Below are 16,230 nucleotides of genomic sequence, written 5' to 3'. Positions count from 1 at the left end.
TGCCTGTTGCCAGAAACCCCATCAATTGTGGAACAGGCATCTTGCCTGTTGCCAGAAACCCCATCAATTGTGGAACAGGCATCTTGCCTGTTGCCAGAAACCCCATCAATTGTGGAACAAACATCTTGCCTGTTTCCAACATTAATATCCGAGTTCAAATCCCACTCCGAATTCTGGAAAATCGGCAAATAATCTGTGAGTGTGAGATTTCCGGTTGTCAGAGTGCCAGTCTTATCAAAAACCACCGTATCTAATTGATGCACCCGTTCTAAAACATCACCACCGCGAATTAAAAGCCCGCGCTCCGCCCCGATGCCAGAACCGACTAAAATTGCAGTTGGGGTAGCCAATCCCAAAGCGCAAGGACAAGCAATAACTAAAACTGCGATCGCCAATTTCAAACTTAACAGCAAAGGCGATTGATAATGGATAATTGGCAATTCATTTCCCATATTCATTGCCCCGTGTCCCATAATATCCATTGCCCCGTGTCCTAAAAGCACAGAAGGCCAAATATGAGTGCCCGCAAAATACCAAAATAGGAAAGTTAAAACCGATATCCCCATCACCCCATACACAAAATATCCCGCGACAGTATCAGCTAAATTTTGAATCGGCGCTTTGCGAGTTTGGGCTGCCTGCACCAAAGCCACCATTTGAGCTACAGTTGTTTCCTTACCGGTGCGAGTTGCCCGCATCACAACTGCCCCGGATTTATTGATAGTTCCGGCGACAACTGTATCTCCTGGTTGCTTCAAAACCGGCATTGATTCGCCAGTCAGCATCGACTCATCTATGGTTGTTTTGCCTTCGCAGACTTCACCATCTACCGGTATTTTTTCCCCTGGCAAAACTTGCAGCCATTCTCCGACTCGGACGCGATCGGCAGGAATTTCAATGTATTGTGGATCGTAGACTTCTGATGTCGAGTTTAAAGGCAATTCTTCCGATCGCAAATCTAAACTCGAAAGTTTAAAATCAACTAAGCGGGCTTTCGCCGGTTGCAATGCGATTAAAGCTTGCAAAGCTGATGCAGCGCGCCGTCTGGCTTGCTGTTCGAGAGTTTTCCCCAACAAAATAAAGCCCAGCAGCATCACCGGTTCGTCAAAAAAGCACTCCCATCCCATTCGTGGAAACAGCAGCGCCGCGTTGCTAGCGGTGTAAGCTGTAACAGCGCCTAAAGCTACCAAAGTATTCATGTTCGGTGCATTTCGCCACAAACTGCGGCACCCATCAACGATAATCGGGCGGCCCGGTAGCAGCAAAGCGAGGGTGGCGAGTCCCCAGTGAAACCAAATATTGCTGAGAATTGGGGCTTTTGTGCCGAGTACGTGACCTAAACCGGATAGAATAATTAGGATAAGGGCGATCGTCAATTGCTTGATTTGCTGTCTAATTTCTTGTCGCCGTCGTTCAATTGTTGCCGCTTCTGCTTCCCGCTGATTTTCACCACAACGAGACTGAGAGGGAAATCCATTATCAGTCAACTTTTTCGCTAAAGCTTCTGCATCGACAGCCCCCGGTTGACACTCAACCGTCGCGACTTCTACGGCCAAGTTAACGCAAGCGGAAATGACGCCTGAATACTGCATGAGTTGGCGTTCCACAGCTTTCGCGCAGCCGGCACATTTCATCCCGCCGACATCGAAAGTAACAAGTTCAGGCGGTGATTCGTTAACTGGTAGGATTTCTGGTTGAATTTCGGGGATTGTTTTGGGGAAAAATTGCATGTTTTTTTTTGGTATAGATTAGAATATTTGGGTAGTTCTGAAAGGGTTTAATGCAGTGTTGAGACAAATGTCTATATTTTTATCATAGATAAATTTGGTGGCATCTTCCCAAAGTGTTAGTTTTTTTTAATTCTTATTAGTTCCAGGCGGTTAAATCCTTATTCCGGCGGGGGTTTCAGCCACTAATGGAAGGCGGGTTTAATGCTAAAACACGCTTGGGACACTGCATTGCCGTTTCGTTATTTGATAAGCTGTTACGCATCTAAATTGTATTTTTGGGCGGGCGGGACGCTAGGGCCCCTACTCCCCACAAGAATTTGCTCGAATTTGATTGTCAAATGTAGATGCGCCTCAGCTTATAATGAGCCAATTGCCTAGTTAGTATCCAGCTTTTATTTGACGAATTTAGCTATGACAGAAACACCAAAATTTTATATTGTCAAACGTCCTGCGGGTAATTGCGAAATTTTGCCGTTGGCGGAGCCCTCGCAGAGGATCGCGCAACTCGAAGAACAAAACCCCAGTATTATTGAAAAGTGGGGCCCTTACGATTCGCCCGAAGATGCCATCGCCCGCCGCATCGGTTTAATTCGCGCCGGCAAATGCCAACCAACCTAATTTTAGATTTTAGATTTTAGATTTTAGATTGAAGATTGAAGATTGAAGATAAGAAGGACTAAAGTCCTCACTACAAACCAGGTTCGTAGTGAGGACTTTAGTCCTTCTTTACTGAAGTTTTTGTGACTAAAAACTACTTGGATTTAGCCGGTGCCGCACTCGGTTTTGCTTGCGCCGCATTCGGCTTAGCTGGCGCAGCATTCGGTTTCGCCTCCGCCTTATTGTTCCCTGTTTTACCAGTAACTTGCTTTGTCAAAACTTCCATAGCTTTCGCATATTGCGGATCGGCAGTCGTAGCAATTTTATCGCGATCGCGCCTCAATTCCTGTTTTTGAGCCTCGGTGAGTTCTACCTTAAAATCCGGTTCAATCCCGGCCTTGTTGATATCAGTGCCGTTGGGAGTAAAATACTTGGCAATTGTCACCGCCAAACCGGCACCATTTCCCACGCCGCGTACTGACTGAACTAAACCTTTACCAAATGTCTTTGTTCCCACCAAAACCGCGCGTTTGTTGTCTTGCAAAGCACCGGATAGAATCTCGCTAGCACTTGCTGAACCGCCGTCTACCAGTATAACTAACGGTTTGTCTGTGATCGCTCCCTTATTTGCCGTTTGTTTATCAGCCTCACCGACTCGATCGACCGTCGAGACGATCGTACCTTCTTTGAGCCACATCCGAGCAATTTCAATACTTCCGTACAGCAACCCGCCGGGATTGGAACGCAAGTCTAAAATATAGCCCGTCACCTTTTTCTGTTCCAAATCCTTAATTGCCGATCGCATTTCCGATGCAGCATTCGCACTGAACTGATTTAAGCGAATATAGCCGACTTCTCCGATGGGAGTTTTCTGCACCGACTTCCGCACAGGATGAATTTCAATTTTAGCGCGTTTCAGTTTAAAGTCTAATTCCTTGTTTCCCCGCAAAATAGTCAGCGTCACCTCAGTATTCACCTGACCGCGAATCAAACTTACTGCTTGATTCGTATCCATGCCTTCTGTGCTCTTGCCGTCAATCTTAGTAATGATATCTTTTGCCAGAATACCAGCACTAAAAGCAGGGGTATCTTCGATCGGCGAAATCACCACCAACTTCTTAGTTTCCTCATCTTGAGTCAACTGAATCCCAACTCCTGTCAGTTCCCCAGAAGTTTCAACCTGCATATTTCTGAACTCTTGAGGGTCCATAAACCGCGTATAAGGATCATCCAGCTTCTTCAGCATTTCCCGAATTGCTTTGTAAGCTTCGTCGTCGCTGGTATAAGTCCGGTTCAAATAATCATTTCGCACCGCTTTCCAGTCAACCTGGTTAAAAGTGCCATCTACATAACTTTTGTCAATAATTTGCCAAACTTCATCAACTAACTCTTTAGGGCTTCCCCGAAAAGAAGCCAGAGATTTAGAACTGCAACCAGTGTTCGCAAGAGTTACAGCAGTGAGTACCACCGCTGCTGCACTTAGAACAAGCCCTCGTTTTGTTATAACCATTTGTCTGACGCGCGGGACGAAAAGAGTTCAGAATAATTACGCTCAATCTAACACAGGCAAGGCCCGCTCGCGTTTGGCGTACATATATTTTCCACTTTGCCGACTTCTATTCAGGGCGGGCTCGCGTGCCCACCCCCCAAGAACACTCACTCTTTGTGGAACAGGCCCTGCAGCTTCTGATAAAGGTGCTCTTCAGTCGGTTTAAACCGACTTCAGCTATGAGACAGGGGTTTCAACCCCTGTCGGACTGTCGGACTGTCGGACTGTCGGACTGTCGGACTGTCGGACTGTCGAACTGTCGGACTGTCGGACTGTCGGACTGTCGGACTGTCGAACTCTAGCAACAGAGAAAGAATCGGCTAAGGATCGACCCAGCGATCGTCCGATTTAATCAAATCAATCAATTCTGCCACGCCTCGGTCTTCTGGGACTTTCTTAATTTCTTCCCGACCCCGGTACAGCGAAATATAACCCGGTTGCTTCCCGACGTAGCCGTAATCCGCATCAGCCATTTCTCCCGGGCCATTGACAATACAGCCCATTACTGCTATATCCAAACCCGTGAGATGCTTCGTCGCCTCTCTCACTTGGTGTAACACTTCCTCTAAATTAAACAAAGTGCGACCGCAGGAAGGACAAGCGACATACTCAACCATCGTTTTCCGCAGTCCCAAGGCTTGCAGAATGCTGTAGCAGACGGGAATCTCCTTTTCTGGGGCCTCTGTCAGCGAGACGCGGATGGTGTCGCCGATACCGTCAGTTAGCAGCGGTGCCAGGCCTGCGGTGGATTTGATGCGGCCGTATTCGCCGTCTCCTGCTTCCGTGACGCCCAAATGCAGCGGGTAATCCATGCCGAGTTCGTCCATCCGGTGCACCATCAAGCGGTAAGCAGCAACCATCACCGGCGCGCGGGAGGCTTTCAGGGAAATTACGATATTTCGGAAGTCGAGGGATTCGCAAATTTTGATGAATTCCAGGGCCGATTCTACCATCCCTTCGGGCGTGTCGCCGTAAGTAAACAGCATCCGTTCGGCGAGGGAACCGTGATTAACGCCGATTCGCAAAGCTTTGCCTTGGTCGCGCAGGGAAATCACCAGAGGTTCCAGGGTTTCGCGGATTTTTTCGCCAATTTCCGCAAATTCGGCGTCGGTGTATTCGGTTCTGTCGGCTTTCGGCTTCTCGAACACGTAGAGTCCGGGATTAATTCTCACTTTGTCTACGTGTTTCGCCACTTCGAGGGCAATTTTCATGCCGTTGTGGTGGACATCGGCGACGAGGGGCACGGGTTGGTAGGTGGCGTGCAGTTTTTGCTTGATTTCGGCTAATGCTTTGGCGTGGGCCATGCTGGGCACGGTGACGCGGACGATTTCGCAGCCAATCTCGTGCAAGCGCCGAATTCCGGCGACTGAACCGTCGATGTCGAGGGTGTCTTCGTTAATCATCGACTGTACGACGACGGGGTAGCCGCCGCCGATGGTGACGCTACCGACTTTGACGGGTCGGGTTTTGCGGCGTTTGATGGTGGTGTCGAAGGTTGGTTCGGTGGTGGGGGTTTTAGTGGGGTTCGGCAGAGTTTGCATAACTGGTTGCTAGAGTTTTGTTACTAAGGTCTATAAAAATGTGTCTGCTGTTTTTCAGGTTGCCATAGAAAGGGTCTGTTTGGACAAACAGGTTTTACGATTTAGGGTTTTTGATAGAAGTACGATGGCTACGCCCCGGCTTACGTCTACGAACTTGTAACTCACATTATGTAGTTTTGGGGGTAAGGGCGATCGATTTTTTAGTATTAAAATTTAACATTCCGGGCGGGCAAGATACCCATTCCACAGATGAATCCGGGGGCTTGTTTAACAGTTGAGAAATTTTAGGTAGAATATAAAATTATTGTGGGCAATGACCGACTGGCAAAAATATCTACATAGTTTTGAGTTTCAAACACTTATGCCAGTAGATTAAAGTCACTCGAATAACATGATCGAAAAAGGTGCAACAAGTGGCAGACCTTTCAATCCCTATAAAAATGGCGGAAAAATTCTCAACTTATCTTATCAAAATGTTAAAAATACCCATCAAGGCGTTGGCTTAGTTGAATCTCATGTTCGCAGATTTAATCCAGTTGGTGAAGCTGAGCTAAGAATGGTTGAAAGGTTAAGAAGTATCACCACGCAGACCCTTGTAGCTGATCCTGTTGATTTACGCTTTTATACTCACGAGTTACGCGAGGATCTCAGGTATAAAAAGCTTGGCTACCCAACAGGACAACCCGCTGACCCGGATCAGGCTTATGAACTCTGGAACAATGCTCACAAAGCTACTCTTGAAGATTATAAATTAAAAGAAGGATTCGGCGTTTTATTTCATCCTAGCGTAGAGGAATTTTGATGAAAAACCTAACTCAATTAACCCAGCTTGAATTAGTGCTGCTGGAATTAGTAGCTAAAGGTCAAGGAAAGTGGAGTTGGTACGAACTCGCGAATGCACTTTCCCGTCGAGATGTACCGCGAGAACCTGACATGATGGTTGTCTTAAAAAAACTGGCTGCTGATGGCTTGGTTCAGCGATATATAGAAACAGGTTCGCCTCGCGATAGATGGGAATTGACAACTGAGGGGACGATTTTGTTGACAGAGGCAACTGCTTCTGAACCGACTACTTTATGCAAATATGTTGAAGTTTAACTTAGAAACACAATTTGTAGTTTGCATTAACAATCAAGACTATCAAGCATCCTTGGAAGTGCGAAAAATTTACCAAATAATACCGGATAATCAGGCTGCGGAACATCAATTTATCCGAGTTATTGATGAATCAGGCGAAGATTATTTGTATCCAGTCGCGTATTTCGTGCCGATCGCATTGCCGAAAGCCGTAGAAGCAGTATTTGCATAGACAAAGGTTCTGTAGGGGCGGGTTCACCAACATCTATGTCGCTCAATAACAATCTAAATAAACCCGCCCCCGCCCAATGAATTACTAGAATTCATTGGCGGATTTAATCTAAACTAGATGGGGAAATTCACCGAGAATCCGGTGGGTGGGGGCGGGTTTACAATATTTTTTGTGGTGTCTGATAAGTTAGGGTGAACCCGCCCCTACAGGCGTAATAAATCATCAGAATTAATTCACGAAAATGATCTCAAATGCTCAACCGATTTAATTGTAGCCCCCATCAAGTCCAGAAATCTCTCTCGCGGATGATGCGATCGCCCCTTCTCCCCAGCAAAACTAAAAAATGTACTGGCAAATCCCTTCACAGACCCAGGCTCAGCAGTTAAATCATCTGAGGTTTTCCATTGGACGATCGCACAAACTCACCCGCCACCGCTGTTAACAACCGCCGACCTCTAATTATCGCAGGAATTCTCCTCGGTATCGGTCAATCCGGCTTTTTTGACGGCATTGTGCTGCACCAACTCCTCCAGTGGCACCATATGTTTAGCAGCGTTAAAACCGATACTACCGTTGCGGGTTTAGAATTAAATACCCTCGGAGATGGATTGTTTCACGCTGCGGATTGGTTAGTAACAGTGGCGGGAATCTTCTGTTTGTGGAGTGCTGTGAAGCGCAAAGATGTTCCTTTGTCAACTCAAACTTTTTTCGGTTCAATATTAATTGGTGCTGGATTGTTTGACTTTGTTGAAGGCATTGTTGACCATCAGATTTTGGGAATCCACCACGTCAAACCCGGTATCAACGAATTAGCTTGGGATTTAGGATTTCTCGTTTTGGGTCTTATTTTAGCGCTGTTAGGTTGGATGCTGGTACAGAGGGAAGTTCCCGCAGATACTAAAGTTTAAATGAATGGAAGATTGGGAATTATACCAAATCCGGGTTAAAAATCCCTGCCTCTCTTTTTAACTCCTCAGTTCATCCCGCCGACTCCAACCACGCCATCAAATCCTCTTGACTCCTAAAATCCAACAAAGCCTCTCCCAAATCATCTAACTGTTCCCCAGATAATCCCTGGATGCGAGTTTGAACTTCCAGTGTCACCTCACCCACCCGCCGCACTATCTGACGCATAATTAATCCTATTTCCCCCTCAATTTTACCCCTTTCGATTCCTTGTTCGATTCCTTGTTGTATTCCCTGTTCAATCCCCTGTTGTATACCAATTTCTATCCCTTTCATCACAGACCCAATTTGGTCTTGGATAAACATTTCTCGTTTATCTACATCATTCAATTCGTCTAGTGTCAAATTTGCTCGGTTGGCAATTTCCAGCGCGGTATTAATCTCTTCAATAGACCCCAATGTCTCTGGTACTGCTTCCAAAGATGGCGCGTTTTTCATAAAGTAAATCCATTTTTCCGGCAGAGTTTCGAGTTCATTCAATTCTTTTTTGAATTTCGGTAACTCTACAAACACTAACTTTAACTCGCAGTTGGGATAGACGAATTTTTCTTCGGTTTCTGTGAATTCAAAGTTAGAGATTAGTTTTTCGGTGTTTTCAAATAAGATAAAGTCGGTAATGGTTAAAGCAATGACCGGATTTAATTTTAAATAACCTTCTCCAGCTTTTAGTTGAGTAGAATAGGTTTTGGCTGCATTGTAGACTACCCGTTTTTCAAAGGCGGCGACGTTGAGTACCTGCATTTCCACAATCACGGTTTTGTTGCCGGTAATCTTGGCTTTGACATCCAGGTAAGTGTCTTTCAATCCTGTAACGCTGCCGGCTGAATAAGGGTCAATGATTTCTATTTCTTGGATTGTTGGTTCTCCGTTATACAGCATTGCATTTAGGAAGCTGATTAAAATTTCTGGATGTTCGGAAGAAGCGAATATTTTTTTGAATGCAAAGTCTGTTTTGGGGCTGATGAAACGCATATATTTTATAGGATTTTTTTTACCGCAGAGGGCGCAGAGGACGCAGAGGAGGAGAAAAGAGAGGAAGATGGATATTGGCTAATATTGGAAGGGTTGGGTTTTGTTGTCTCAACCCAACCTGTTATCTGAATGCTTTTATCAGCCTGTGGCTTCAGTAGTAGTTGCATGTGACATAACTAGCTTTCCAGTTATATCCATCGTCGCAAGCTTCAGCACTTCATTAAAAGCTAAACCCCGAATTTTGAGTTCCCACCGAATGCCTTTTGCTTTCATTCGCTTGGCTTTCCGCATATCGACATCAGCAGCTTTTTGATGCAATAGCAAATACTTCATTGCTGCTGTAGCTTCTACTTTTGTGGGAAATGCAATATAGGTGATAAATCCGCCCTCCCAATGATTGGCGTTGCGGACGCTGCTGATAGTCGCAACTCTCGGACTAAAGCGGTTCCAGTAAAAGTCGCTGTAGCCGATCGACTGTGTATTAACTTGGAGTTTGTTTGCCATTTGACTTAACTCCTATAACCTTGTGTGTGGGGTTGGCAGTACCAATTTGCTGCTGTTACTATTATAGCAAATTATTGAGAGATTGGTAACTGTTGGCTGTTGGCTGTTGGCTGATGCCTAAAACCTCAATTCATATTCAGCGGTGACGCGGTTGTCTCCTTGAAAATTACTGGAACTTCTGAGTAAAAGTTTATCGCTCAATCGATAGCGCACAGTAAATTCTGTCGGTTGATTTGCTGACAAAACTCGAATGATTGATGCTGAAATATTGCGCGTGATGTCAAACCCAACTTCTAAACCTAAACCGAGAGAACCCGCACCTGAACTGGAACTAGCACTTTGTGCTTCGTTGCCTCTAATTCGAGTGGGAAATAAGCGAAATTCGCTCAATCCTGTGGCGTTGGTAATCGCAGATTGAAGGTTGTTCAATAAACCCGCACCGGCTAAATTTGCGATCGCCAGTGTACTGTCTCCCTGTCCCAAGGTCTGCACGAAACTGCCTCCCAATAGCGCTACAATTTCTATTTCCGATCGACTCGGAGAACTCCTTAACTCAAGATTTTCCCCCAACTGAGAAGCCCTTCCCTGCACTAACGCTTGAACTCGGACACTCCGCACATTGCCGAAAGTTGTCGGTTCGTCTGCTATTTCAGAGGCTACAGATGTGCCGGGAATGCGGAACCGCGTTACTTCCTGCACCGAAGTTGCTAATCTCACATCCAGCGTCGGATCGAGTCCTTGTGTTGGTACAAAGGTCGCAGTCTGCGGGTATCCTCGATCGAGTCTAAATTGCGTTGTAAACAAATTTACCGACCCGGAAGTCAACCGAATCGTACCCTCCGGGCGAAGGTCATCTAAAGTTCCATTCACCGTCAAACCCCCAGTCGCCTGAAAACTCAATATCGGCGCACTTGTTACCCGAATTCCCCGGCCCAAATTCAGCCGCAAATCGTTTAATCCAACTTCAAAGGAAGGGGAAGGGGAAGGGGAAGTCGCAGCAGAAGGGGAATCAGAAACCTCAGTCGCAGGAGAAGCAGAAGATGTCGAATCAGAATCCGAATCGGAAGCAGAAGAGGAAGAAGCTAACTGAGTTGTGCCGCCGCCGGGACTCCGAAGAAATACTTCACCGTCGTACAGTTCAATATTACCGCTCAACTGCGGACGCCTAGCCGTGCCCCTTGCCTGCACTTGACCAACAACGCCGCCGCTGTACAATCCTCTGAGGTTCACTGCCAACTTGTCGAGATTCACAGCCAGGGGATTATCCGCATCGACATCGCCCTCAGCAAAGGGCACAGACAGCGGAATCACGCCAGCGGCGACCACTTCTCCCTGACTCAACTGTCCCCGAATTCCTTCTACCCGAATACGATCGCCCTCAAAGCGCACCGTCCCAGTCAGCCCTGTCAGCGGTTCTGGGAAGGCTTGCGCGCGGACGGTTGCATTTTCAAAATTTGCAATTCCTTGCGCTACAGGGTCTTCCAGCGTCCCTCCCACGCGAATTTGCACCTGTCCCTTGCCGCTGACCCACGCAACTTGCGGAGTCAATACATTAATAATTGCCAAACCTTCATTTTGCAAATTCGCCCTCAAATCGATTTGATTGCTGTCAGCCTTCACGGCTGCAAACGGCAACTCAAAAGGCAAACTTCCCTGCACTTCAATCGGTTCGGTTTGAGTTACCAAAGCGCTGCCACCAAAATTCAGGCGGGCATTGCTGTAACTGAAACTGCCGTCGGCTTGTTTAATCGGTTCTCCGTTTAGCGTACCCTCAACCAAACTCAATTCTCCGGTGGCTTGCGGGTTTTCCAAACTGCCAGCCAAATTCGCCCGCAAATTCAAATTTCCCGTGACATCCACAAAAGGCAATTCCACCAGTTTTGCTAACTCTTCGACGGGCACATTTTCTACGCGCAACTGCCCGGATTGAGCTTTTTGCCCGAGTTGTCCCGAAAAGCCGATCGCACTTTTGCCCGATCGAATTTCCAGAGGCAAAACAGTTAAGATTCCGTCCTGAAAACTGCCTTCAAGGCTGAACGTTTCAGCGACATATTCTCCCCACTGCCAGTTATCACCTTTGACGTTAAATTGAGCTTGCACACCAGTTTGCAAAGAACCGGCGACAGCAATTTCCGCCCCAAAAGTGCCTTGCAATTGGGATAAGGGAGGCAATTTTTCTGATGCTTCCACTGCTTGTTGCTGCTGCAAAAGTATTTCAATTTCTGCCAAACGGCGCAACTGTTCGATTAGCGGGGATTCTGGTTCTCCCACTGCCACAGTTTGCACGTCGCCACTGTCACCGTAAACCGGAGGTTTTAAGCCTCTAGCTAAGTCGCCTAAATTGAAATATTGCAAAGCGGTTAAAACCTGCTGCAAATTGCCTTGCTGGACGTTAACTTTTCCGGCAAATTGCGGGTTTGGCCCTGTTTGAACATTGCCGGAAATTAAGTATTGACCGCTGCCTTGGCGGAATATGCCGTTTGTGAGAGTGGCGCTGCCGTTAGCGTAGCTGAATTCGGCTTGGAAACTGTCACCTTTAATGTAGCCGATCGCCGGTTGGGCGATCGCAATTTGTCCATTTGCTTGCAAAGTCGCCGGATTTAACGGCATCTTCCAACCGGGCACATTTACTTGTCCCGAAACCGTACCAGTTATCGGCCCCAAACCGGCCTCTTTCCCCGGTGATAGATTCAAAGCAGCGAGGGGAAAATCGCTTAAATTAACTCGCAAAGTTTCTCCCTCGGTTTGGCCCCTAGCCACAGATTCCCCGCGTTGAATTAAGAAAGATGTCGGCAGAAAAGATTGATTTAAAGCGACTTCAATTTTGTCTTGGCGACCGGCCAAACGCAAATCTACACTTTTCCCAGCATCCGCATTCACACTCCCCGCCAGTACCGGGTCAAAAGCGACTTGATTTACTGCTAAATCCCGCACTTCCACGTCGCCAACTAAGCTGAGGGCGGCGAGGGTTCCGCTGAGACTGCCGGTAAAATCGACATTGCCGCGCAGGGGAAGATTATTCTCTGAAGGATTTTTGAGACCAATTGGTCTCAAAAATGCTAATTGTTCTGCCGGCAAGGCTTCCAGATTAAAGTTGGCGAGTTTGACATCCAAATCTAAGTTGGAAATTGAGGGCCCTCCTTTACCTTCGAGTTCGACGTTAACAAAGCCGTTTGCTGTCAAACCGGGAGTTGTGGCGTTCTCAATTTCCACCCGTTGGCCGTCCCAATTAAATACTGCCTCAAAAGGTTGTTTCAAAAACGGCAATTCCGAGATGCGGAAACTGCCGCCAGCGCGAACATTTTGTAGGGGCGGTGTCCCCGTGCCCGCCCCAATCGGGCCGGATAAATTGATATTGCCGTTAAACAGTCCTCCAAGCTGGGGGAGATTTTGGGTACCAGAGACTACACCTCCGGTTTGCAAGCTTTGTCGCTGGGACTCAAAGGCTTGCTGGAAGCGACTTAGAGCAATTTGCTCGCCCTCAATGGACGCGCGCCAATTCCCCGACGCGGCGCTGCCTTTAGCATTGACAATTCCTCCGCCGTTGGCGAGTCGAATTTGTCCGTCGCCGTTGGCGGTGATGCCGTTGGCGGTTAGATTATCTACTGTTCCCAAAATGCGGACTTGGCCGTCGAGGGTTCCGTCAATTTCTGGCGGTAAATCCGCTGTCAGCAAACCTGTTTGTTTGAGGGTTTGTTCTAAATTACTGACGGCAATTCCGTTGGTTTCCAGCAATGCTTGCAAGTTGCCGTTTTCTAATTTTGCCGTAGTATCGATCGCCCCTAGTCGATCGACCACAATCACTCCCTCTCCACTAGCACTAATTCCCTTGGCTGTCAAGTTATCCAAACTGCCCGCTGCTTGGAATTCGCCGTTAACTCTGCCGTCAATCGATTTTAGATTTTGGATTTTGGATTTTAGATTGTTGATGTTGGCAGTTTGCTGACTTCCGGGATTAAATGCTGAAGCTACATCTAAAATAGGTATTCCCAAATCTAGTGCTAAGCGGCTGAGAATAACTCGATCGGCATCGGCGAAAGCTTGCCAGCGTCTGTCTTCTAATTTACCTCTAAAAGCAAGAGTACCGTCGGCAATATTGAGTTGGCCGCTGCTGTTGACAGAAATATCGGCGGCGGTTGAATTATCAAGATTGCCGCTGGCTTGAATTTGATTGGATATTTGTCCGTCAATCGATTTTAGATTTTGGATTTTGGATTTTAGATTGTTGAGGTTGGCGACTGTTTGGGGATTGTCAGCAGTGAAAGCTAAGCCAATATCTAACAGCGGCAATCCTAAATCTACCAAGCGGCCGATCGAAGTGCGATCGGTTTCTGCTGTTCCCTGCCAATTTCCCTCTGCCAATTCTCCTTTAAAATTAACATCACTGTCGGCAAGATTGAGTCTACCGCTGCCGCTGGCATTGATGCTGCTAGCAGTCAAATTGTCAAGAGTTCCCGATGCTGTAAATTGACTCGATAGCAGTCCGCCGATCGATTTTAGATTTTGGATTTTGGATTTTAGATTGTTGAGATTGGCCGATTGCTGATTTTCGGGATTGAATGCTGAAGCCACATCTAAAATCGGCAGTGTCAAATCTACCAAGCGGTTGATGGAAGTGCGATCGGTTTGTGCTGTTGCTTGCCAGTTTCCCGCTACTAATTCTCCTTGTAAATTGACATTGCTGTCGGCAAAATTGAGTCTACCGTTGGCATTAACATTGATTCCGCCGGCAGTCAAATTGTCAACATTGCCCGCGATTTGAAATTCACCTGCTAGCTGCCCGCCTAACGATTTTAGATTTTCGACTTTGGATTTTAGATTGTCTAGATTTGCGGTCGTTTCCCGTGCTAAAAACGGCAAGCCAATATCAATTAATTGATTGACAGCAACTTTTTCAGTGTTGCCAAAAACTTGCCACCTTCCCGATTCTAGTTCGGCATCAACATCAACAATACTGTCAGCAATATTCAGCCTTCCTTTGCCCATCGCAGCGATCGCATTTAAACTCAAATCGTCCAGAGTTCCCGCAGCTTCGGCGGTTCCGCTGAACAAACCAACCCGTTCAGGAGGCAAATTAAGGTCTGGCAGGACTTGCTGCAAACTGTTGATATCCACGCCATTGCCCTCGATCAAAGCTTGCCATTGACGGTCTTTTAGCGCAGCATCCACATTAACAGAAGCGTCGCCAATTTTCACAACCGTATTTTGCAAATCCGCCGAATTTCCTCCGGCTCGAATGGAGCCCGCTGCGGGGAAAGTCCCTTGCGGTGCTTGCCATTGAACTCTAGCTTGAATGTTATCTAACGGGCCGAAAATTTGAGCTTTTGCGGAGACATTACCAATTGTAACAGTAGCAGGAATCGGGAGAGCGTAAATTTGGGCGAGATTATCTGCCGGCACGTTTTCAGCTTGGAAGTCAAACACTAAACCCGATCGCGAATTCTCACTTCCCAACCTGATATCGACTTCACCTTTCCCGCCAATTTTACCACCCGCCGCCGGCACTACCAACATATCGCTCAAAGTCAAAGCTAAAGAGGAAAACGGGGGAATAGAAGATTGAGAATTGGGAGTTGGGGTTTGAGCCATTCTCCCGCGTTCCAATTTGAAATTAGTGCTAATATTGTTTAATTGCAGTCGATCGACTGTAGCGGGTTTGGTCGAGGCGATCGTACCTGTCAGCACCGGCATTGCAACTGTTCCAGTCAGCTTGGCATCCGCCTTCACTTCCCCCGCCACAGCCACGGGTAATACTACTTTCTTCCCTAACTCTGTTTCCACCGCACTGACAACACTTGCCAAAGCGACTGGTTGCACGTTCGTTGTCAGATTGAAGCTAGCTTGTTGGAGATTAAAATTAGTTCCAGTGGCAACTGTTCCTGCTATTCTCAGCGGAATTAAACCGTAATTAGCCACCAGATTATCGACTATCAAATTAGTTTCCTGAAACCGCAACTGACCGCTGCTATTTTGTATAATTTGTTTTAAGGGAGAAATACTCGCTTGCACTCCTCCAAAACTAGCCGTTCCGGTAATTCCCGATACTTTATTGTCTCGCAATTGCACGGTCAAATTGCCGTTAGCCAGACCTTTTTGTAAATAAATACCGGGAAATTTCAGCAAGCGATCGAGGTCGGGCAAAGGCAAATTTTGACCTTGCAACTGTAGGTTAGTTTGAGCAGCAGGTAACAGAGAATCTGCTTTTACTATAAAATTATCGCTATTAGTAAACTGACCGTTTAGTTCGTAGAGAATGCGCTGATTTTGGTCGCGAAATAGAGCACTGCCATTTTTCAAGCTTACAGAAATCGGAGCCGAAGTTTTCTGTCCAACTGCGGGACTCGGCACCAAAACTGCGGCGGCATTTTCAGCTCGAATTGCCTCAAGTTCAGTTTTAAATAAACCCGGAGATTTCCGCTCGGCAGTGGGAAGATTAACCCAGCGGCCTGTAGCATCCTGTTCGATATAAGCGTTGGGTTTAACTAAAGTAATATCTAATTTGAGAGTGCGGTTGAACAGCAGCGGCCAAATTGAAAATTGCACTTCCACTGCTTCTGTAGAAGCGTAATCGGGATCTGTAGGAGTTGCAGGTAAAGTCGATCGGCCAAACCGCAAACTTGTCGGAGAAAATCTCTCCAAACGTCCGAGTTGCACAGGCCGCTTCAGCAACTGACTGACTTCAGTTTCCACCAAAGGAGCTAACTTTTCCCGCACCCACGCCTGTGCTACTGCAACCCCAACCAAGCCGAGAATGGTCAATCCCGTACCGCTAAGCAGCAGCAGACGCCACCAGCGGCGGTGGGGACGGGGTGCGAGTTGATTTTTGTTATCGTCGGAGTTAGTCATGAGTGTTTCTCAGAAATCAGAGAATTCAGGAATTAAGGGAATCAGCCGATTTTAGACAGGTATAATTTCTGCGATCCGCCTGGGTGGCTTCTGCCTTTGGTAGACTCACAAGTGAGGTAGGAAGTGCCGTAGGGGCGTTAGCGTTGCCCGCCCCTACGGGGGCTACGCCAACGCACAGGAGCGAATTTCAAGATTCACGCCCCCCACTGCGGGGCA

At 47.1% G+C, this 16,230-nt stretch carries 12 protein-coding genes; 6 read left to right on the top strand and 6 right to left on the bottom strand.

The genetic code is table 11. The annotated features are described in order from the left end of the window. A partial coding sequence (locus QUA88_RS14355; protein WP_333272285.1) for a cation-translocating P-type ATPase occupies positions 1-1,730 on the bottom strand: 1,730 nt, incomplete at its 3' end. Between the two features lie 411 nt (positions 1,731-2,141). Between QUA88_RS14355 and QUA88_RS14350 the strand changes: the two genes are divergently transcribed. Beyond that, positions 2,142-2,348, top strand: a complete 207-nt coding sequence (locus QUA88_RS14350) for a DDE transposase family protein (RefSeq protein ID WP_333053135.1) — start codon at positions 2,142-2,144, stop codon at positions 2,346-2,348. Between the two features lie 133 nt (positions 2,349-2,481). On the opposite strand, the gene ctpC is transcribed toward QUA88_RS14350, so the two are convergent. After that, complete coding sequence (ctpC, locus tag QUA88_RS14345; RefSeq protein ID WP_333053137.1) at positions 2,482-3,837, bottom strand: carboxyl-terminal processing protease CtpC; 1,356 nt, start codon at positions 3,835-3,837, stop codon at positions 2,482-2,484. A gap of 218 nt (positions 3,838-4,055) precedes the next feature. Here ctpC and QUA88_RS14340 point away from each other — a divergent pair, with 218 nt between their 5' ends. Further along, positions 4,056-4,178 carry a hypothetical protein gene (locus QUA88_RS14340; protein WP_333210473.1) on the top strand — a complete coding sequence of 41 codons (123 nt, stop codon included), beginning with the start codon at positions 4,056-4,058 and terminating at the stop codon, positions 4,176-4,178. Positions 4,179-4,196: 18 nt separating this feature from the next. Here the strand turns inward: QUA88_RS14340 and ispG are convergent, their stop codons facing one another. Next, positions 4,197-5,417: a (E)-4-hydroxy-3-methylbut-2-enyl-diphosphate synthase gene (gene ispG / locus QUA88_RS14335; RefSeq protein ID WP_333233090.1), complete on the bottom strand. Its 1,221-nt coding sequence runs from the start codon at positions 5,415-5,417 to the stop codon at positions 4,197-4,199. 391 nt (positions 5,418-5,808) lie between these two features. On the opposite strand from ispG, the gene QUA88_RS14330 reads away from it, so the two are divergent. The 4 genes from QUA88_RS14330 to QUA88_RS14315 all read left to right on the top strand — a co-directional run bounded on the left by QUA88_RS14330 (position 5,809) and on the right by QUA88_RS14315 (position 7,634). After that, a complete protein-coding gene (locus QUA88_RS14330) occupies positions 5,809-6,219 on the top strand; it encodes a hypothetical protein (RefSeq protein ID WP_333053141.1) in 411 nt (136 codons plus the stop codon). Next, complete coding sequence (locus QUA88_RS14325; protein ID WP_333053142.1) at positions 6,219-6,515, top strand: hypothetical protein; 297 nt, start codon at positions 6,219-6,221, stop codon at positions 6,513-6,515. Before QUA88_RS14330 ends, QUA88_RS14325 begins: the two co-directional genes overlap by 1 nt. Beyond that, positions 6,502-6,726, top strand: coding sequence for a hypothetical protein (locus QUA88_RS14320; protein WP_333272280.1), 225 nt, complete (start codon positions 6,502-6,504; stop codon positions 6,724-6,726). Before QUA88_RS14325 ends, QUA88_RS14320 begins: the two co-directional genes overlap by 14 nt. 404 nt (positions 6,727-7,130) lie before the next feature. Next, a complete protein-coding gene (locus QUA88_RS14315) occupies positions 7,131-7,634 on the top strand; it encodes a DUF2243 domain-containing protein (RefSeq protein WP_333056201.1) in 504 nt (167 codons plus the stop codon). A gap of 70 nt (positions 7,635-7,704) precedes the next feature. On the opposite strand, the gene QUA88_RS14310 is transcribed toward QUA88_RS14315, so the two are convergent. From QUA88_RS14310 to QUA88_RS14300, 3 genes are all read right to left on the bottom strand, one after another. After that, the gene (locus QUA88_RS14310) at positions 7,705-8,664 is read right to left on the bottom strand and encodes an Rpn family recombination-promoting nuclease/putative transposase (protein WP_333056202.1); all 960 of its coding nucleotides are present in this window, start codon (positions 8,662-8,664) and stop codon (positions 7,705-7,707) included. Positions 8,665-8,802: 138 nt separating this feature from the next. Further along, positions 8,803-9,168 carry a hypothetical protein gene (locus QUA88_RS14305; protein ID WP_333056203.1) on the bottom strand — a complete coding sequence of 122 codons (366 nt, stop codon included), beginning with the start codon at positions 9,166-9,168 and terminating at the stop codon, positions 8,803-8,805. Between the two features lie 117 nt (positions 9,169-9,285). Next, positions 9,286-16,014 carry a translocation/assembly module TamB domain-containing protein gene (locus tag QUA88_RS14300; protein WP_333272276.1) on the bottom strand — a complete coding sequence of 2,243 codons (6,729 nt, stop codon included), beginning with the start codon at positions 16,012-16,014 and terminating at the stop codon, positions 9,286-9,288. Positions 16,015-16,230: the final 216 nt, after the last annotated feature.

The organism is Microcoleus sp. D3_18_C2 (assembly GCF_036702395.1).
In the GTDB taxonomy this organism is placed as follows: Bacteria; Cyanobacteriota; Cyanobacteriia; order Cyanobacteriales; family Microcoleaceae; genus Microcoleus.
Note: the sequence above shows the minus strand (reverse complement) of the source record. Positions and strands in the feature narration are given on the sequence as shown.